Source organism: Anabaena sp. CA = ATCC 33047, from assembly GCF_963870205.1.
Lineage (GTDB): Bacteria > Cyanobacteriota > Cyanobacteriia > Cyanobacteriales > Nostocaceae > Trichormus.
The window spans coordinates 54,343-73,809 of the sequence record NZ_CAWMSA010000068.1; the positions used below are offsets into that span (position 1 = coordinate 54,343).

At 42.9% G+C, this 19,467-nt stretch carries 20 protein-coding genes and 1 pseudogene; 13 read left to right on the forward strand and 8 right to left on the reverse strand.

The window, feature by feature from the left end; translation table 11 throughout:
* Window positions 1–8: 8 nt before the first annotated feature.
* The gene (locus tag AACS98_RS20560) at window positions 9–269 is read right to left on the reverse strand and encodes a hypothetical protein (protein WP_066383382.1); all 261 of its coding nucleotides are present in this window, start codon (window positions 267–269) and stop codon (window positions 9–11) included.
* Between the two features lie 297 nt (window positions 270–566).
* On the reverse strand, window positions 567–1,232 hold the full coding sequence (gene sufR, locus AACS98_RS20565; protein ID WP_066383392.1) for an iron-sulfur cluster biosynthesis transcriptional regulator SufR: 666 nt from the start codon (window positions 1,230–1,232) through the stop codon (window positions 567–569).
* A gap of 246 nt (window positions 1,233–1,478) precedes the next feature.
* Between sufR and sufB the strand changes: the two genes are divergently transcribed.
* From sufB to AACS98_RS20590, 5 genes and pseudogenes are all read left to right on the forward strand, one after another.
* A complete protein-coding gene (gene sufB, locus AACS98_RS20570) occupies window positions 1,479–2,918 on the forward strand; it encodes a Fe-S cluster assembly protein SufB (protein WP_066383395.1) in 1,440 nt (479 codons plus the stop codon).
* 96 nt (window positions 2,919–3,014) lie between these two features.
* Window positions 3,015–3,803, forward strand: coding sequence for a Fe-S cluster assembly ATPase SufC (gene sufC / locus AACS98_RS20575; protein WP_066383399.1), 789 nt, complete (start codon window positions 3,015–3,017; stop codon window positions 3,801–3,803).
* A complete protein-coding gene (gene sufD / locus AACS98_RS20580; protein WP_066383402.1) occupies window positions 3,803–5,161 on the forward strand; it encodes a Fe-S cluster assembly protein SufD in 1,359 nt (452 codons plus the stop codon). Before sufC ends, sufD begins: the two co-directional genes overlap by 1 nt.
* 130 nt (window positions 5,162–5,291) lie before the next feature.
* Window positions 5,292–6,554 carry a cysteine desulfurase gene (locus tag AACS98_RS20585; protein ID WP_066383417.1) on the forward strand — a complete coding sequence of 421 codons (1,263 nt, stop codon included), beginning with the start codon at window positions 5,292–5,294 and terminating at the stop codon, window positions 6,552–6,554.
* A gap of 188 nt (window positions 6,555–6,742) precedes the next feature.
* Window positions 6,743–7,465: pseudogene (locus AACS98_RS20590) on the forward strand (RNA-guided endonuclease InsQ/TnpB family protein); the annotation flags it as partial.
* 547 nt (window positions 7,466–8,012) lie between these two features.
* On the opposite strand, the gene AACS98_RS20595 reads toward AACS98_RS20590, so the two are convergent.
* Window positions 8,013–8,327: a P-II family nitrogen regulator gene (locus AACS98_RS20595; protein ID WP_066383419.1), complete on the reverse strand. Its 315-nt coding sequence runs from the start codon at window positions 8,325–8,327 to the stop codon at window positions 8,013–8,015.
* Between the two features lie 623 nt (window positions 8,328–8,950).
* Between AACS98_RS20595 and AACS98_RS20600 the strand changes: the two genes are divergently transcribed.
* From AACS98_RS20600 to AACS98_RS20615, 4 genes are all read left to right on the forward strand, one after another.
* Window positions 8,951–9,193, forward strand: a complete 243-nt coding sequence (locus AACS98_RS20600) for a hypothetical protein (protein WP_066383421.1) — start codon at window positions 8,951–8,953, stop codon at window positions 9,191–9,193.
* Window positions 9,194–9,996: 803 nt separating this feature from the next.
* Window positions 9,997–11,004 carry a sodium-dependent bicarbonate transport family permease gene (locus AACS98_RS20605; protein WP_066383424.1) on the forward strand — a complete coding sequence of 336 codons (1,008 nt, stop codon included), beginning with the start codon at window positions 9,997–9,999 and terminating at the stop codon, window positions 11,002–11,004.
* A gap of 151 nt (window positions 11,005–11,155) precedes the next feature.
* On the forward strand, window positions 11,156–11,542 hold the full coding sequence (locus AACS98_RS20610; protein WP_066383426.1) for a helix-turn-helix domain-containing protein: 387 nt from the start codon (window positions 11,156–11,158) through the stop codon (window positions 11,540–11,542).
* Between the two features lie 547 nt (window positions 11,543–12,089).
* Entirely contained in the window at window positions 12,090–12,527 is a 438-nt protein-coding gene (locus tag AACS98_RS20615; RefSeq protein WP_066383428.1) for a secondary thiamine-phosphate synthase enzyme YjbQ, read from the forward strand.
* Window positions 12,528–12,611: 84 nt separating this feature from the next.
* On the opposite strand, the gene AACS98_RS20620 is transcribed toward AACS98_RS20615, so the two are convergent.
* The 5 genes from AACS98_RS20620 to AACS98_RS20640 all read right to left on the reverse strand — a co-directional run bounded on the left by AACS98_RS20620 (window position 12,612) and on the right by AACS98_RS20640 (window position 16,264).
* A complete protein-coding gene (locus tag AACS98_RS20620; RefSeq protein WP_066383438.1) occupies window positions 12,612–13,289 on the reverse strand; it encodes an SDR family oxidoreductase in 678 nt (225 codons plus the stop codon).
* A gap of 196 nt (window positions 13,290–13,485) precedes the next feature.
* A complete protein-coding gene (locus AACS98_RS20625) occupies window positions 13,486–14,658 on the reverse strand; it encodes a pyridoxal phosphate-dependent aminotransferase (RefSeq protein ID WP_066383439.1) in 1,173 nt (390 codons plus the stop codon).
* 118 nt (window positions 14,659–14,776) lie between these two features.
* Window positions 14,777–15,115, reverse strand: coding sequence for a carbon dioxide-concentrating mechanism protein CcmK (locus tag AACS98_RS20630; RefSeq protein ID WP_066383446.1), 339 nt, complete (start codon window positions 15,113–15,115; stop codon window positions 14,777–14,779).
* Between the two features lie 95 nt (window positions 15,116–15,210).
* The gene (locus tag AACS98_RS20635; RefSeq protein WP_066383449.1) at window positions 15,211–15,777 is read right to left on the reverse strand and encodes a 3'-5' exonuclease; all 567 of its coding nucleotides are present in this window, start codon (window positions 15,775–15,777) and stop codon (window positions 15,211–15,213) included.
* A gap of 28 nt (window positions 15,778–15,805) precedes the next feature.
* The gene (locus AACS98_RS20640) at window positions 15,806–16,264 is read right to left on the reverse strand and encodes a hypothetical protein (protein WP_066383453.1); all 459 of its coding nucleotides are present in this window, start codon (window positions 16,262–16,264) and stop codon (window positions 15,806–15,808) included.
* A 161-nt stretch (window positions 16,265–16,425) separates the two neighbouring features.
* Here AACS98_RS20640 and petN point away from each other — a divergent pair, with 161 nt between their 5' ends.
* The 4 genes from petN (at window position 16,426) to AACS98_RS20660 (ending at window position 19,323) form a co-directional block, all read left to right on the forward strand.
* Window positions 16,426–16,515, forward strand: a complete 90-nt coding sequence (petN, locus tag AACS98_RS20645; protein ID WP_010998401.1) for a cytochrome b6-f complex subunit PetN — start codon at window positions 16,426–16,428, stop codon at window positions 16,513–16,515.
* Window positions 16,516–16,522: 7 nt separating this feature from the next.
* Window positions 16,523–16,684 (forward strand): hypothetical protein, encoded by a 162-nt coding sequence (locus AACS98_RS20650; protein WP_197480189.1) that lies wholly within the window; start codon window positions 16,523–16,525, stop codon window positions 16,682–16,684.
* 206 nt (window positions 16,685–16,890) lie between these two features.
* On the forward strand, window positions 16,891–17,043 hold the full coding sequence (locus AACS98_RS20655) for a hypothetical protein (protein WP_156481669.1): 153 nt from the start codon (window positions 16,891–16,893) through the stop codon (window positions 17,041–17,043).
* A gap of 210 nt (window positions 17,044–17,253) precedes the next feature.
* Window positions 17,254–19,323: a GAF domain-containing sensor histidine kinase gene (locus tag AACS98_RS20660; protein ID WP_066383456.1), complete on the forward strand. Its 2,070-nt coding sequence runs from the start codon at window positions 17,254–17,256 to the stop codon at window positions 19,321–19,323.
* The last annotated feature ends 144 nt before the right edge of the window (window positions 19,324–19,467 follow it).

Consider the following 19,467-nt stretch of genomic DNA (forward strand, 5'->3'; position numbering starts at 1 on the left):
TGATTTAATTACCATTTTAAATAAGCCGCTTCTATTCCTTCCTCTCTCCTAATTTTGCCGTCTTTTTCAAACCAAGCTATTACTTGCTGTGTTGTTAAATCTTCCATAGCAACACCATACTCTTGGGCAATATGTTTTAACAGTTTGAGAGAAGAAATAGTTAATCTTGTTAAAAACTTTTCAGGAGAAGACAACAAAGCCGCGTCTACTTTCGCTGATTCTTCTAAAGTGAGAAATTGAGTTGATGGTTGTTGTGATGATAAATCCATAAACAATTCAAAATTCAAAAGTTAAAAGTTAACTTTCGCTAATATAGCGTTTTCTAGTCTCATGATGTATCAATTTATCTGCGTATCCTGCGGGTGAATCCTACGGATACGCTGCGCGAGCGCGGTAGCGTCTCGTAAGAGAAGCAAGCTATATCTGCGTCCATCTGCGTTTAATTCTGACTGATCTTCACTTGATTGTGAATTGCTATATTAGCCGATAATTGGTAAAACCCTTGACCAATTGACGATGATTGATAACTTAAACTGAAAATAACAACCAATTTACATATCTTATTCTTATTTGCGGGCTTGCACGAGATAGCCACAACGATGTTCACCGTTGATCAGCCAATGGGTACGCTCAACTGTACAATCTGGCAGCACCGCCGCAAACATTTCTAATTCGTGTCCGCAAACAGTGGGAAATGACTCAGCGACATTAGAAATTGCACAATTATGTTCCATGAAAATAAACTGTTCTGCCTGTGTTGAGTCAGGAGAATCTACAGGGTGATATTCCGCCATGAAACCTTCAGCTTTTCGCAGTTCTACTAATTTCGCTACCCGTTCTCGCAATGCGCCGTTACCTACGCGATCGCGATATTCTTGGGCTTTGCGTTCCCACTGTTTTTGTAAAATTGTCTTAAATTGGTCTTGTCCTACCGTTGCGGCTAAGGTATCCAGCAACGACACGGCAAAATCACCATGGCGATCGCTCACTCCTTTGTGTAGGCGATCGCGCCCTTGACGACTCAACTGATAAACGTGCTGTGGTCGCCCCATCCCCACCTGTATTGAGGAATAAACAATTAACTCCTCCGCCTCCAAATCTTTGAGATGACGACGAATTGCTTGCGGGCTAACATCTAAAACTTCTGCGAGGTCGAACGCCGTCGCCTGGGAGTTTTTTAGGAGATATTCTAGGATCTCTTGCTTGGTTGAGGACTGTTGAGTGGTCGCCATCTTCTCTACAAGACGCTCCGCGAACGTCCAAAAAAATTTTTTCAGAAAATTTGACTAAAACAACATTGTTGTTGTTAATCTAGCGTACAATAAGATTATATTAAACAACAAGCTTGTTGTTTTAGTCTATATTTTAATTGTAACAGCCGCTTAACCACTAGGCTAAATCAGATGGGAAGCAACCCAATACTCCCCGTCTTCCATCTTTAAAGAGAACCACACACAGAACACAAGAGACCACTAGCGATGAGTGCTACTGTCAAAACCTTAGTCAACCAGCCCTACAAGTACGGTTTCATAACGGATATCGAAACCGACACGATTCCGCGTGGACTAAACGAAGACGTTATCCGCTTAATCTCCGCCAAAAAGAATGAACCGGAGTTCATGTTGGAGTTCCGTCTCAGAGCTTACCGCCAGTGGCTGAAAATGACCGAGCCAACCTGGCCGAGCGTCACATATCCACCAATTAATTATCAGGATATCATCTACTACTCCGCACCTAAGCAAAAAAAAGAAAAACTCAACAGCTTAGAAGAAGTAGATCCTACCCTGCTAGAAACCTTCGAGAAACTAGGTATTCCCCTATCTGAGCAGAAACGACTCGCCAACGTCGCCGTAGACGCGATTTTTGATAGCGTTTCCGTCGCCACCACCTTCAAAGAAACACTTGCCAAAGACGGCGTTATTTTCTGCTCAATTTCCGAAGCACTGCGGGAACACCCAGAACTCGTGCAGAAATATTTGGGTAGCGTTGTCCCCATTGCTGACAACTACTTCGCCGCCCTCAACTCGGCGGTATTTAGTGACGGTTCCTTTGTCTACATTCCCAAAGGCGTGAAATGTCCAATGGAATTGTCTACCTACTTCCGCATCAACTCCGGCGATACAGGACAATTTGAACGGACTTTGATTGTCGCAGAAGAAGGTAGCTATGTTTCCTACTTGGAAGGTTGCACCGCACCAATGTACGACAGCAACCAACTGCACGCGGCGGTAGTTGAACTCGTCGCCCTCGACAATGCGGAAATTAAATACTCCACCGTTCAAAACTGGTACGCCGGCGACGCTAACGGTAAAGGTGGTATTTACAACTTCGTCACCAAGCGCGGTTTGTGTCAAGGTGTAAATTCTAAAATTTCTTGGACACAAGTCGAAACTGGTTCGGCAATTACTTGGAAGTATCCCAGTTGTGTGTTAGTCGGTGATAACTCTGTCGGGGAATTCTACTCGGTGGCGTTGACTAACAATATGCAGCAAGCCGACACCGGAACGAAAATGATTCATGTCGGGAAAAATACCCGCAGCACTATCATTTCTAAGGGTATCTCCGCAGGTAATTCTAGTAATAGTTACCGGGGTTTGGTGAAGATTAATCCCAAGGCTGAAGGGGCGCGAAATTATTCTCAGTGTGACTCGATGTTAATTGGGGATAATGCTCAGGCGAATACTTTCCCTTATATTCAGGTACAGAATCATACGGGAAAGGTGGAACATGAGGCTTCTACTTCTAAGATTGGGGAAGATCAACTGTTTTACTTTGCTCAACGTGGTATTTCTGCGGAAGATGCTATTTCTATGATGATTAGCGGTTTCTGCAAGGATGTGTTTAATCAGCTACCTATGGAGTTTGCTGTTGAGGCTGATAAGTTGTTGAGTCTGAAGTTGGAAGGTAGTGTTGGTTAGTACCTGTTTTTAAACGCGGAGGTGCGCGGAGGAAACGCGGAGGTACGCGGAGAGAAGAGAGAAGAGAGAGAAGAGAAGAGAGAAGAGAGAGAGAACATGATTGTTGAAAATAGTGAAGTTGTTTTGTCGGTACGGGATTTGACGGCTGAGGTTGATGGTACTCCGATTTTGAAGGGTGTGAATCTTGAGGTGCGTTATGGTGAGATTCATGCCATCATGGGGCCGAATGGTTCTGGTAAGAGTACGTTTTCTAAGGTGTTGTCAGGACATCCAGCTTACACTGTGACTGGTGGTGAGGTGATTTTCCAGGGGCAGAATTTACTGGAAATGGAGCCGGAAGAACGGGCTAGGGCTGGTGTGTTTTTGGCGTTTCAATATCCTTTGGAAATTCCTGGCGTGAGCAATTTGGATTTCTTGCGGGTGGCTTATAATTCCCGTCGTAAGGCTCAAGGTTTGGAAGAGTTAGATGCTTTCGATTTTGATGATTTGATTGAGGAAAAGTTGGAAGTGGTGAAGATGAATCCCGCTTTCCTCAGTCGCAGTGTGAATGAAGGTTTTTCTGGCGGTGAGAAGAAGCGCAATGAAATTCTACAAATGGCGTTGTTAGAACCAAAGTTGGCAATTTTGGATGAGACTGACTCTGGTTTAGATATTGATGCGCTGAAAATTGTGGCTCATGGTGTTAATCAATTGACTAGCCCGGAAAATGCCACGATTATGATTACTCACTACCAACGCTTACTTGATTATATTGTTCCTGATTTTGTCCACGTGATGGCACGGGGTCAAATTATTACCAGTGGTGGTAAGGAATTGGCTCTGGAATTAGAATCTCGTGGTTATGACTGGCTGTTAGAAGAATCTGCTGTTGGGGTGGGTGTGTAATGACTATACAAGTTTCTCCTAGTGCCATTCCTAACTCGGATGCTGTCAGTGTGACATCTACTCTGTTAGATAGAGATGCTTATTTGGTTGGGTTGTTAAATCAGGTAACTGTACCAGCAAGTGAGGGGTGGTTACAAGAATTACGCGATCGCGCAGCAAATTGGGTGCGTCATTCTACTATCCCTACTACCCGTGAGGAGGAATGGCGGTTTACTGATTTGTCTGAGTTACGCCAAGTAGAATTTCGTCGCGCTGTAGATAAATTGAATGTAGAGACGTTGCATGCAACGTCTCTACAAAACGCGGGCGATAACCGTTTGGTGTTTGTCAATGGTGTTTATGCGCCGGAGTTGTCAGCAGTTGCTAATTTACCGAGTGGTGTAGTTGTCGGTAATTTATCGGCGTTGTCTCTACCTGAACAGGAACGGGTACAGCAACATTTAGCCCAAGCTGAGGGTGCATTAGAGGTATTTACTGCACTCAATACGGCAGGGATATCTGATGTGGCGGTTGTATTGGTGGCGAAAAATGTCATCGTGGCAACGCCTATACATCTATTATTTATGACTGTGGCTGGTGAAACAGCGACAATTTCCCAACCCCGGTGTTTAGTGGTGGCGGAAACTGGTTCACAGGTAAGTGTAGTTGAAGATTATCAGACTACTCCAGACGCAGAGGGGGTTTACCTCACCAATGCAGTTACGGAAATTGTTATTGCTGATAATGCCCATGTGAATCACACTAGAGTAGAGAGGGAAAGTAAACAAGCTTTCCACATTGGCAAAACTGCTGTGACTCAAGCACGTTACAGTCGTTATACTTGTCACGCCATTACTTTGGGTGGTAAGTTATCACGGCATAATTTAGAGATTTTGCAAACTGGTGAGCAAACAGAAACCACCCTCAACGGTTTGACAATGATTGCTGATAGTCAGGTGGCTGATACTCACAGTGCGATCGCACTCAATCATCCCTATGGTACAAGTAAGCAATTACATAAATGTATTGTAGGCGATCGCGCTCACGCTGTCTTCAACGGTAAGGTTTTCGTTCCCAAACCAGCACAGTTAACCGACGCAGCCCAGTTAAACCGCAACTTGCTGCTTTCACCAAAAGCCAGAGTTGACACCAAACCCCAACTAGAAATCACCGCCGATAACGTCAAATGCGCCCACGGTGCAACAGTCAGTCAGTTAGAAGACGATGAAATATTCTATCTGCAAAGTCGAGGTATTGATGCCAACGACGCACGCAAGTTATTAGTTAACGCCTTCGCCGCCGAAATCATCAACCACATCCCAGTCGCTTCCTTGCGAGAAGAATTACTCCACACCGTCACTACCTGGAAACAGGGATGAGGAAGATGAGGAAGATAAGGGAGATGAGGGGGATGAGGTAGACAAGGTAAAATCTATTACCCAATGCCCCATGCCCTATTCCCAACTAATGACTAATGACTAATGACTAATGACTAATGACTAACTACCAATGACTTACACTCCTACAAGAACCCTTGCTGATAAAGTCCGTGCTGACTTCCCGATATTGCATCAGGAAATCAATGATAAACCCTTGGTTTATTTAGATAATGCGGCGACATCACAAAAACCCTTATTTGTATTAAATGCTCTGCGCGATTACTACGAGCAATATAATGCTAACGTACATCGGGGAGCGCATACCCTCAGTGCTAAAGCCACCGACGCTTATGAAGGCGCACGGGATAAAGTCGCTAAATTTATCAATGCTGCATCCCGTCAAGAAATTGTTTTTACCCGCGACGCTAGCGAAGCCATTAACCTCGTCGCTTATAGCTGGGGAATGAACAATTTAAAAGCTGGGGATGAGATTATTTTGTCGGTGATGGAACACCACAGTAATATTGTTCCTTGGCAATTTGTGGCACAAAAAACAGGTGCAGTTCTCAAGTTTGTGGAATTGACACCAGAAGAAACTTTTGACTTGGAACAGTTTAAACAACTGATTTCCGAAAAAACTAAATTAGTCTCTATAGTTCATGTTTCTAACACACTGGGTTGTATTAATCCAGTGGCAGAGATTGCGAAAATTGCTCACAGATACGGCGCGAAATTCTTAGTTGATGCTTGTCAAAGTGTTCCCCATACACCTGTAGATGTCCAGCAAATTGGCTGTGACTGGTTAGTAGCATCTGGGCATAAAATGTGCGCTCCGACTGGTATCGGCTTTTTGTATGGTAAGTTGGAATTACTAGAGGGAATGCCACCATTTTTAGGCGGTGGTGAAATGATTGCGGAGGTGTATTTAGACCATTCTACCTATGCAGAATTGCCGCATAAATTTGAAGCTGGTACACCTGCAATTGGGGAAGCGATCGCCCTCGGTGCAGCAGTAGATTATCTTACTAATATAGGTATGGATAAAATCCACGCCTACGAAGCAGAATTAACCGCTTATTTGTTCCAACAATTAGCACAAATTCCCCAAGTCAGAATCTACGGGCCTAAACCCGATGCCAAAGGAGAAGGTAGAGCCGCTTTAGCAGCATTTACCGTTGCAGGTATCCACGCCAACGACTTATCTACATTATTAGATCAAGAAGGCGTAGCTATTCGCTCTGGACACCACTGCACACAACCATTACACCGCCACTTAGGTTTACCAGGCACCGCACGCGCTAGCCTATCTTTCTACAACACCCGCGAGGAAATTGATGTCTTCATCAAAGCACTCAAGGAAACCATTGACTTTTTTGCTGGTATCTTCGGTTAAAAATCCGCTAATTGCTGTCCACATTTCCCTGACTTCTTGAAAAAGTCGGGGATATTTTTTCTCATCACTAATTTATCGAAAATTTGGGTTGAAAACCCCGTCCTTCTAGGACGGGTTTATACTCTTTGTGTTAGCATAAGTATGTGGTTAAGTGGTCGTTCGCGTAGCGTCTCCGTCAGGAGAAATCCATGATTGTTTACGAGTTCAAGGTCAAAGGAAAGGATAAGCAATACAGAGCGATAGACGAAGCAATTCGTACTAGCCAATTCATTCAAAACAAGTGCTTGCGCTACTGGATGGACAACAAGGATTCAAAGGTAGATAAGTACGCATTGAATAAATATTGTGCGGTATTGGCTGCTGAATTTCCTTTTGCTGATGAACTTAACTCAATGGCTAGACAATCTGCTGCTGTTCGCGTAGCGTTCCCGTAGGGTACGTTCATGGTCAGCGATAGCTCGATTTTACGATAACTGCAAGAAAAAGATAAAGGGTAAAAAGGCTTTCCGAAGTTTAAGAAAAATTGTCGTTCGGTTGAATATAAATCAACTGGGTGGAGGCTTTCAGAAACTAGAAAAGCCATAACGTTTTCTGACAAGAAGGGGATTGGAACTTTAAAACTAAAAGGGACTTACGACCTTAACTATTACGACATCAAGCAAATTAAGCGCGTTCGTTTAGTACGTCGTGCTGATGGGTATTACGCTCAATTTGCGATTGATATTGTAGGGGCGAACGGCCGTTCGCCCCTACTTGAAACTCAACCCACGAATCAAGTTGTGGGACTTGACTTAGGATTAAAATATTTCATTGCCGATAATAAAGGTAATGTAGAACCATCACCCCAGTTTTACCGTAAGTCAGAAAAACAGTTAAACCGAGCTAACCGCAAAAAGTCCAAAAAGTTCAGCACGCCTTTAGGCTGGGGAGTGTCAATTCAGTTTTAGCTGAAGAATTAGGGAATCAGTTAATACTATTGACACAGATATTGCTTGCCAGACTCAAAAACACAGTCATTTTAAAATTACTACAAAAGGGGGGGCAGAGGTGCTGCCGACGGCAGCACCTCCGTCCTCCTTTAGAATGATTATCATTCTGGATAAGGGCATAATTTATTTTCTGGAAGTCCCCAACGGCTAACGTCACTGATCATGCTCCTCGACATGGCCCACCTGATTGCGGTCGTCGTGGGGATGCTGTTGGTTCAGGCCGGAAACCGTTCTCAACTCGACTGGCACGGTGAGCGGGGGCTGAGTTTTCTGCAACTGGGGCTTCGAGAGATTGCTCGGCGGTGTGATCAACGACTGCCCTTGCCCACCTTCACCCCACTGCCCTAGCGAATTCCTCCGAAAGTCTATGCCCTGAAGCACTATCAGCAGGCATGAGACTCTCGGATTGAGTTCTCAAAGGTGATGACCGTGGACGACAGAGTTTTCTGCACTACTAAGTGGTTTTGAGTCAGAACTTGTGCGCGTGCAGTACCTCCGCCTCACAAAGATAGGCGATGCCCGAATAATCGTCGAAAAACTTCGCTGCGACCTCATCCGAAATCTTCAGGGCCATATCCCGATTGGCGGTGAGCACCTCGATCTTTATATTCGAGTAGGTGTCGGAAACGCTGGGTTGTCCAGACGAGCGCACGTTGCGACTGCCTTTACCGCCAGCGGCCACCACCGTATAACCGGTAGCCCCGGCTTCGTCGATGATCTTGACGATCTGTTTCAGCAGCAACTTTTCCGTGACGATGACGAGCTTGCTGGCTTGCTGGGTCATGTGGGTTACCTCTTAACGCGTGTAGTCATTGAACTACACAGAAACTCAGGAAAACGGCAGCACCGCGCGCTATCGCGCTGATCCGAGTCGACGAAGGGGATACCATCGCGTTCGTATACACATTGTATAATAGCGCGCTTGCCATAGCGAGCACATTAGCATCATACCATCGATCAGTCAAGAGGTGAGGCACTGATGATCAGAGGTGAGTGCCACGTTATTGAGCAGGTCACAGCAATGGACTATCAAACAGTTGTTACTCAGGGCGATTCCTCTTTGACGGTTGTTTTAACACCCGTTCGCTCTACATCTCCCGAATAAAATTACGGGAGTTTTGGGCAAATCGTCCTACATGATAAGTTTCGGTTATCAAAATATTCAGCAAGTTTGAGGCAATTTTTTGTCAAAAATGTTGCTTGTTAGCCAGGCATTACATAAACTGAAAAATATGGTGTTTGCTTGAAATATAGGCTTATATCTATAAATTCAGCGAAAGCAGCTCAAAGACACAACCACTGTTCTGAAGCCGCTACACACATCACACAGGTAGATTTTCAGGTGTTCCGTGAGATACAGGCAAGCTGCCTGTAAGCGATACACACAATCAGCATGGAGCGAAAACAATGAATAAGTTTGAATGGAGGCAGTCACAGCCAAAGTTGGATACGGATGAGGGGTGGGTCGTGCAAGTGTATGGCAGTAATCGCCGCTTGCTGTGTGTTTTAGAACCCTCCCACGGTTGGATCTTCTTGATCGGTTGCGGTGTTGGTTTACTGCTTTCAGTAATTTGGATTAACGCCGCTCGCTACAGTCCCCCCTTAGAGCCGACCCCACCAACAGAGTTACCCGTATTGCAAGTGGATTGATATGAGCCATCCTAGGGGCGAGGTATTCTCCTTGAGACATCGTAATTGGGCCTCAAGGCGACCATACATGGTGCGCCTCATCACAGAGACGGGTTAGCTAAGGCAATATCTGCACGGGTTTCGGATGGGTCTATGGAATCGGTCGGCAAAAAGAGACAGACGCTCTCTGGTTACACAGGGCAGGTGCGATCGCGGATCTCAGTGCTCCGCAGATCCAACCAGGTCAGCTAGACCAATCTAGCCAAGGCGGTCGTTTCTGCGACCGGGGTGTGTAAGGGGGTGAGGATAAATCAGCTGTGTAGCTGGCTCAACGGGGTCAACGGCTCTAGGTCGCGAATACGGTTGTAGCTGATCGCCAAATATTCGATCTGGTCTAGCCCAGATCAAAGTGAGATATCAGAAATTTAGTTGTTGAACGCTGTCGACTAAGAAGTGTTCGAGGTTTTTGAGCGATCGCAATTCACATTAACCAAAGGTAGGGATCGCCAATCAAAAGAAAAACTTATGATTTGAATTTGACATTACATTTCAAATCCATGTTAGAGAACGCAAAAATCTATGGATTTCATGATACGCTCAAACACTATAGAGATTCAAGTATTGATAGATCAGGATTCATAGAGGGTGGTGCAGGACAGCTATCACCTTCCGTCTCCGTTCGCAGAGCGGCCATTTCTGAACACCCTGTTGACAGGTTCTCTCGTAAAACCTGTGCTGTAGGGGTGAAGCACTTCACCCTTACTTTTTCAAGCTCACTTATCACAATAATCGCTCCTCGTTAGAGGAGGCTGAAGGAGGTATTAGTGGATTTCTTCTCCGATTTCTTGATGCGCTTCCTAGCGCAGTTGCAGTCCCCGACACTCGGCTTTCTGATTGGTGGTATGATCGTTGCCGCCCTCAGTAGCCGACTGGAAATTCCAGATGCGATCTATAAGTTCATTGTCTTCATGCTGCTCATAAAAGTCGGACTGAGCGGCGGCATTGCGATCCGCAATGCCAATCTGGTGGAGATGCTATTGCCCGCAGTGTTCGCCATAGCAATGGGGGTACTGATCGTGTTCATCGGGCGCTATACGTTGGCCATGCTGCCGAATGTCAAAACCGTTGATGCCATTGCGACCGCGGGCTTGTTCGGTGCCGTGAGTGGCTCTACCCTCGCCGCCGCCCTGACTCTACTGGAAGGGCAAGGCATCGAATACGAGGCCTGGGCCGCCGCACTCTATCCCTTCATGGACATCCCAGCGCTCGTGACTGCAATCGTCTTGGCCAGCGTTTATCTCAGCAAGCAGCGCGGTACCGCAGACAAGCGAGTCAGGATATGGCCCATCGTGAAGGAAAGCCTCCAGGGATCTGCCCTATCGGCACTGCTGCTCGGCATCGCTCTAGGTCTGCTAACCCGCCCGGAAAGTGTCTTTGAAAGCTTCTTTGAGCCCCTCTTCCGCGGCCTACTTTCAATTCTGATGCTGGTAATGGGTATGGAGGCCACGGCAAGGCTTGGCGAGCTGCGCAAGGTGGCTCAGTGGTACGCCGTATATGCCTTAGTGGCACCGCTACTGCATGGGCTCATAGCCTTCGGTTTCGGCATGATTGCCCACGTCACTACGGGATTCAGCCTTGGTGGCGTTGTGATCCTGGCCGTCATCGCCTGCTCCAGTTCAGACATATCAGGACCGCCCACTTTACGAGCCGGTATCCCGTCGGCTAATCCCTCCGCCTATGTGGGCTCGTCCACAGCCGTCGGCACGCCGGTTGCGATTGGCTTGGGAATACCGCTCTACATCGGGCTCGCCCAGGCACTGATGGGCAGCTGATCCCAGACGGGTCGCGGTTCACGGGGTGATAAGCACCCCAAAACCTTAGTAAAACAAGGCTTTGGAGTTTTGAAGCTGCGAATAAAATTTAGGTAAAAATAAACATGATCATCATTATTTTGGGGAGGAGTAGGAGCGAACCCTTGTAAACTTGAAAACAGCAGACGTACCACAGAAAGTCAAAGACCGAGCAGAAGTAATCAGGTCAAACGCGCATGGCTGGTATGTGGAAAAAATAGCAGCGTATGTCCATTGGACTCCACAGACAATAAGACAGGTTTTACACAGATGGCAAAAGCAGGGTTTGAAAGGTCTATGGGAATTACCAGTTCGTGGGGGGAAAGTAAGATGGAAAGAAGAAGACATAGTATTTTTGGAAGAAACCCTCAAACAAGAACCACGCACATACAACAGTTATCAATTAGCGCAAAAATTAGAGAGAGAACGCAGAGTTAAATTGAGTCCCGACAGATTAAGACGGGTAGTCAAAAAAAAAGGGGTGGGCACTTGCCAAGAAAAAAATGCCCAGCCTTATTAAAGATATTATTGCTAAACGACTATATTTCTGGCGCGTTCGCCCTGGGGGCGAACGCGCCAGCTGGGCATTTTTTTCTTGGATCTCTCGTGATTTGGAAACGAACAAGGAAGAGTTTTGCTCTGAAAGCGAAATACCTGAGCAACGTTGAGCATATCTGAGTATAGCTCATATAATGATGAGGTGTTGATTCTTACCTAAATATTGTTCAGAAATCAACCCCATTGAGTTAGAGTGGCAACATCTTAAACAAGTCGAACTAGCTGGCAGAATGTTTGATGATGAGCTAGACCTTGCTTATGCCGTGATTGATGGTATTCAAGCTAGAGGGGAAAGAGGAAACTATAGTAGTCAACGTGTCAAATTTAACTCTCATCGCTCTGGTTAATTTTTCGTTACATACTGATAAATTTTCCTGCCTATTTACTTAATAGACTAAATTTTATGTTGTTGACAATGCCCACCTATTCTGATTGAGCATGGTGCAACATTTGACTTAAAATATTTTTTATCCGAAACTTTATACTCTAAAAATTTGTATTTCAGATTTATGCCCATTTTTAATAAATTAATTGAAATCGACACCGAACCAGGGATTAATATTCACAACATCACACCTCACATCAAAGACTTTCTAGAGTCTACTACCATTAAAAATGGTCAAGTTTTAGTATTTTCTCGCCATACCACAACTGCGTTGGCAATTAATGAGGATGAAGTTAGACTATTAGAAGATATCAAAGTATTTTTGGAAAAACTAGCTCCGGCATCAGACCGTTATTTACATAATGATTTGCATTTAAGAGTTGTGCCAGAAGATGAACCGATGAATGCTCATTCTCACTTGATGGCAATGATGCTAAATAATAGCGAAGTTATCCCTGTGACAGATGGTAAATTAGGTTTGGGAACTTGGCAATCAGTATTATTCTTTGAGTTAGATGGGGCGCGTAAAAGAACTTTGTGTTTACAAATATCTGGCGAGTAATTAGGAAGTAAATTATTTAAGGTTTGTAGTAAGGAATTTAGTCCTTAAAAGAAGGGCTAGAGCCTCTTACTACAAACATAATTATTAATTCAAACTAAATTCTGCAAATTCGGTTTTTGTAAACAGCATATTCTTGTCTACTGCTGACAAAATTTTATTATTAGCATTCTCAGAATTTAAACAGCGACAAACCAATTGCGCCACATCTGCGCGGTGGATACTCCCACAAATGCGCGTGTCTTCGGTTAAAATAGCATTACCTGTGGCTGGTTCTGATTTAAGTCCACCAGGGCGGATAATGGTGTAGGTGAGTCCGCTAGCTATTAAGTGTTGTTCGGCTTTATCTTTTTCAATTAAAACTGTTTGCAATGCAGCTAAAGCTTGAGGTGATAAAGCACCGACGCTATTACCAGTACCAATAGATGTCACCAAAATAAACTTCTGTACGCCAGCTTTAACTGCAATATCAATGAGATTTTTATTACCTGGGTAATCTGGTTTTTCTGTGTCTGTGGGTAATCCTCCCAAGGTGCTAATAACAGCGTGAATGGGTTCATCTGTTAGCATGGCGCGTTTTACGTCATCCAGATTTAAAGCATCCCCTTGTACAACTTGAATATTCATTGCTTCAAGTTCACTACGAGAAGTTTCTTTTCTCAGAAGTGATTTAACATTTAACTTTTGTGCTGTTAAGTAGTTGGCAATTTCTCTACCAACACCGCGACTAGCTCCTACTAAAAAAATGTTAGATGCTGTTGTCATTTTGATTTTTGCTAACAATTATTTATGATTTATATTTTAATAATTTTAGCAAATAAAGCTTTTTTTATATCATAACTAGCGATGTTCTATATTTTTTTGTCTCGCGCATACCGCTAATGCGGAACCGCTTGCGGTAGGCGGAAAGACGCAAAGTATAAGGTGAATATAATCGATATGTCAAGAAGTCAATTGAGGTTTATTTACTGCTTAAAATTGTTTTTAAACCTTGTACTAATCTTGCCATACCTTCTTGAACTGTATCTTTTTGCAATGCACCATAAGCTACTCGTAAATAGCAACCTTTTTCCATTCCAAAGGTTGTACCTGGAATGACTGCTATTTTATGCTCTTGAATGAGTCGTTTGACTAATTCAAAAGCATCAATTTGGGTATGCACTTTCAGGAAAAAATAAAAAGCACCGTCAGCAGGGGTGATGTTACATAAGCCTTGTAGCTGCTGGAGGTATTCTAAAACTAATTGTCTGACTTGAGCGATCGCACCAATATTTGACTGTAAATACTCTGGTTTGGCTTCCAATGCTCCCAAGGCTGCATATTGAGAAACAACTGGCGGACAAATCAATATTGTATCCTGCACTTTCTTAACAGCAACCAGCAGGTTTTTAGGTATCACCATATAACCAATACGCCAACTTGCAAAACCGTAAGCTTTGGAAAGGCTAAATAAGGAAATTGTATGCTGATTACTGTGAGGAAACGACGCAGGGGAAACGTGTTTTACGCCATCATAGGTAAAGTATTCATAGGCTTCATCGCTAATGTGATAAATTCCGCGATCGCCACAAATTTGATTCACTTGGCGTAACACATTTTCAGGATACACCACACCTGTAGGATTATTCGGTGAAATTGTGACAACTGCCCGTGTTTTCGGTGTAATAGCTTGTGCGATCGCCTCTGGAATCAGTTGATAATTTGCATCAGTTTCTACTAACACCACACGACAACCAGCCATAGTTATCGCCATTTCATGGTTGAAGTAATAAGGCGTATTTAAAATAATTTCATCACCTGGGGAAGTAATAGCCAAAATAGCATTCATAAACGCCATGTTGCTTCCCGCAGTTACCACAATACAATTTTCTGTATTAATTTCAATGCTATTAAAGGTTGACAATTTATCAGCCAACGCACTCAATAAAGGCGGAATACCTTCAACAGCTTTATATAAATTATTCGCAGGTTCAGCTAAAAATTGCGGTAACAGTTCAATAGCTTCCGATGGCGGATTATAGGACACTACACCCTGTCCTAAAGAAATTGTACCAGGAGAATTTTTAATTAATTCCCCAACCACAGGAATAATCGGCGACTGTACCGCCTCCATACGAGAGATTAATTTAGTCATTAGTCTACCCCTTCGGGGAATTCAAAATTCAAAATTCAAAATTCAAAATTAAAGAATTATTGGAAAAAATCTCCCTTGTCTCCCTAATTTTTCCTAGTCCCCAGTCCCCAGTCCTTACTTACGCTGACAACGGAGGAGGGAAACGGATATCTGCACTGAAATTATCTACATTCACACTGCGATGAATGGGTAAAACATATTCTAAGTTTTCATGGGGACGGGGTATAATGTGATCGGCTAGCCACTCACCGCCATTGACTCTTTTTATCGCCTCTAATCCCGCTTTAACAGCCACGTTTACCTCACCCACCTCGCCGCGAATTAACACCGTAATTCTTCCTAAATCAGTATTTTCATATCCTACTAACCTAACACGGGCAGCTTTACACATGGCATCACTCACTTCTACTGCTGTGGGAACGCCATAAACTTCAATCATGCCTAGTGCTAGAGTCATATATAATTCAAAGTTCAAAAGAATAGGATTTGCTGTTGATGTTAATACAATCCAAATCCTATCATTTAGGGGAACATTTCAGCAGCAAGTAACTTTTATTTATTGACTTTTTTTGTTTTTATCTGTCTATAGATACTTGCTATATTACGCGCATCGTCAATACCTCTATGGTGTGTACCTTGTAATTCTAGTCCGAGATGTTGTAATGCTTTTGCCATGCCGAATCCTTTAGAAACACCTAAATAGTCGGAAAATTCTTTTTTAATGTTGATATGTTCGGCACTAAAGGGATAAGGAACATGATGAAATTCACAATCTTGAATAAATTGTTTTTTATCGTAATTTCCCCAAGAACAAAATATATGATGAGGAAATAAATCCAGCCAGGATTTAAATAGTGTAATCGCTTCAGGAAATTCTGGTGCTTGCTCTATATCTTCTTGACGAATAGTAGTTAATTCAGTGCAGAAAGCTGTAAGTTGAGGATGTCTTACAGGTTGAATAAATTGTTGAAATTCTGAATCAATTTCCCATGTATTCCTGTTGAGCATCACCGCACCAATTTCAATAATTTCCATTTCCTGACTAGGAATAGTCCCCTGATCACAACAGGTAGCTTCTAAATCAACTATCAAAAAATAATGATTACTTGCTGTTTTCATCTGATGACTAATGACTAATAACTAATGACTAATTACTAAAAGGTTTTAAAAAAGCGAATTGCATAGAGATATCAAGAGCGATCGCCGCAATAGCAAACCACAATATACTTTCACTAGCCAAGACTACAAAGGGTAACACTGTACTGCTACTATTTAAGCCTAACTCTACTTGGGTTAAGCCTCGCACCAAGCCAAAAGCCAGCACACCACCAGATTTTAAATGTGAGTTATCATCTTTGCGGATGATATAGCGGTAGGTGACACCAAATAGGAAACCAGAAAAACCGGCGATCGCTCCACTCAGCCACCAATCCCAATTAAAATCTGTTTGTAGACTTACAAGTATTGTAAAATACTTTGCCAACACTAGGGTATTGAGCAGACTCGTAATTAAGAAAGCCAAACCCAAAGACAAACCCCCAATAATTCCAGCTTTGAGGGATTCTAACCGTTCTGCCATGAGTTGCTGATTGAAAATTTGGTTCATATCTTGAATAATTCAAAACTACCTTGCAGAGACGCGATAAATCACGTCTTAATCAAATGCGGACAAAAATCAGAAAATTGCCCCATACCCAATCCCCAGTACCCAGTCCCCAGTATGATAAATATTAGAGATGTTTTGTAAATAATTCCAAAAGTAAGACTATGGCGATTTTGACATTAGGTTGGGTATCACTCCTCGTTGTGTTCACTTGGTCAATTGCAATGGTAGTATGGGGACGTAACGGACTGTAGAGGAATTGTGGAAAGTCCATTCCTGAGTATTTTGGCTTTATTTGCCTTGGTGCTACTGGTGCTAGTTACTGGTGGCGTGGGTTATTTAACCTTGGCAGACTGGCGCGATCGCCGTCTTCGTGAGAACGAAAAACGTGAACTCCGACGCAGCACCCCCAAGCGGCGATAATTCACGAGTGTCAACACAGCGCAGTTTTTTCAATCATATTTCGTTTGGTAGGGACATGGTGAATCAACACCGTGTCCCTAAATTTTGGCAGTACAAAACAGCTTATGAACTCAGAACAAGTTCGTAGTCATACCAATTCTCTATGAAGTTGCATCAAATAATAATGTAGAGACGTTGCATGCAACGTCTCTACAGTAGTTTGTAGAGTGGGCATTGCTTGGAAGTTGCTCAAAGCTTTAGTTTTACGTTTAGCAATGCCCACCTTAAGCTTCTGGAGAATGGTGCAAGATATGACACTAAAAACCGGCACTGCTAAAAGTGTAGCTTCCCCTATGCTCTTGGAGCTTCCCGGCTTCTAATTCCGTAGTAACCATTAACTTGTCGTTGATAAACACAACCGAGGTTTATCTTTATTCTATCTTGAGATAGATGAATATTACGAAAGGTTATCTTTACTACGCCATGAGACAGATGAATGTTAAAAACAGTTATCTTTACTCTGCTAAAGGGAATCCTGATATAGAAACTACTGAATTTTGGAATTGTCACGTAAAGTGAGTAAGTTTTCCATGATACAAATCCCACTACTAAAATTACAGCAAGGGGAATATAAGTCTGAGATGAAAACAGTATTGTCTAGAGTAATCACTCGGATTCGTGAGTCTTTGGACACAGATACCATATTTAAATTTACGGTACAGGAAGTGCGCCAGATTCTGAAAGCTGACAGGGTAGTGGTGTTTCGTTTTGCTCCTGAGTTGGGATGCAAAGGAAAATTTATCTATGAAGATGTGGCAGATGGATGTAGTTCTTTACTCACAGTTCAACTTGGGGAGCATTCTTTTTCTGAAGATTTTACTCGATTTGATCAGCAAGGTCTTATTAAAGCATTAACTGATATTTCTGACAAAAGAATTAGTAATTGTCACCTTCAGATGCTAGAGAAATATCAAGTACGTGCCAATATCGCTGTTCCCTTGATCAAAGGTAAAGATGTCTGGGGATTATTCTGTGTACATCAATGTAGTAGTTATCGACAATGGGACACATCAGAAATTGAGTTTGTGCAACTCATTGCTGAATATTTAGGAATTGCTTTGCAGCAATCAGATTACATAGAACAAGTCAAAGCACAATCAACACAACTAGCACAAGTCAAAGCCAAAGCCAAAGCGGTAGAGTGGCAAAAAACCATAGCGATCGCTATTGAAAAAATCCGCCAGTCTCTTGATTTAGAAACCATTTTCCGCACCTCCACCGCAGAAATCAGAAAGCTGATCAATACTGATCGCGTCGCTATCTATCGCTTCAATCCTGATTGGAGTGGGGAATTTGTGTATGAATCTGTAGGTGAGGGTTGGATTTCCCTGATTGATGAACAATTCAGACGACCGGAATTACAAGACAACATCAGCGAATGTAGTGCCAAAGATTTAGCTAAAACCCCAGTCATAGATACTTATTTACAAGATACCCAAGGTGGTCGCTTCACTAAAGGTGAAGTTTATCGGGTGTGTAATGATATTTACAATGCAGGTTTTAGCGACTGCTACCTGAAAGTATTAGAAGCTTATCAGGCAAAAGCTTATGTAATTATTGCCATTTATCACGGTCAAAAGCTTTGGGGTTTGCTGGCAGCTTACCAGAATACTGGAATGCGCGATTGGCAAGAAGATGAGGTTTATTTGCTGACTCAAGTCAGCACACAGTTGGGAGTAGCGATTCAGCAAGCCGAATTACTCGCACAAACTCAGCGTCAAAAGGAAGAAATTGCCCAAACACTCAAAGAGTTAAAGGAAACACAAAGCCAATTAATTCATAGTGAAAAGATGGCTAGCTTGGGTCAATTAGTCGCTGGTATAGCACACGAAATTAATAATCCGATTAGTTTCATTTACGGTAATATACCCTACGTTAATGAACACACAGAAGATTTATTTAAATTGCTGGAGATATACCAAAAAAACTATCCCCATCCAACCGCTACAGTTCAAGAGCAAATATCAGAATTCGATTTAGATTTTATTGCTGATGATTTACCCAAAATTCTGGCATCCATGAAGATGGGTGCAGGGCGCATCTCTCAGTTAGTCTTGTCATTACGTACTTTTGCCCGACTGGATGAAGCTGATATGAAACCTGTTCACCTGCATGAAGGTTTAGACAGTACCTTATTAATATTACAACATCGGCTACAATCCCAGCCTAATTATCCGGTAATTGAAGTTATTAAAGAATATGGTAATTTGCCTGAAGTTATATGCTATGCAGCCCAGATGAATCAGGTCTTTATGAATATTCTCAATAATGCTATTGATGCTCTAGAACATAAAATATCTAGGAGTAAAATCATTTTCACCCCTCAAATTAAGATTTCTACAAAACTTATAGAACAGCATACTATTAATATTAGTATTGCTGACAATGGTTGTGGCATTTCTGAAAATGTGCGATCGCACATTTTTGAACCTTTCTTTACTACCAAAGAACCAGGAAAAGGTACGGGTTTGGGATTATCTGTTAGCTATCAAATTGTTGTCAAAGAACATGGTGGCAAAATTAAGTGTATTTCTGAAAATGGCAAGGGTTGTGAGATGTGCATAGAAATTCCGTTACAGCCTTTAACGGCATGTAGCTGAGTTATATCATGTCCGGCTAATTACTTATGATAAGTTTTCGATGCTGAACTTTTCCCTTTTCTCTTTTCTCTTTTCTTGTTCCCTGTTCCCTGTTCCCCACCCCAACAGATATGATAACTATTCAAACGGACATGATATTACATA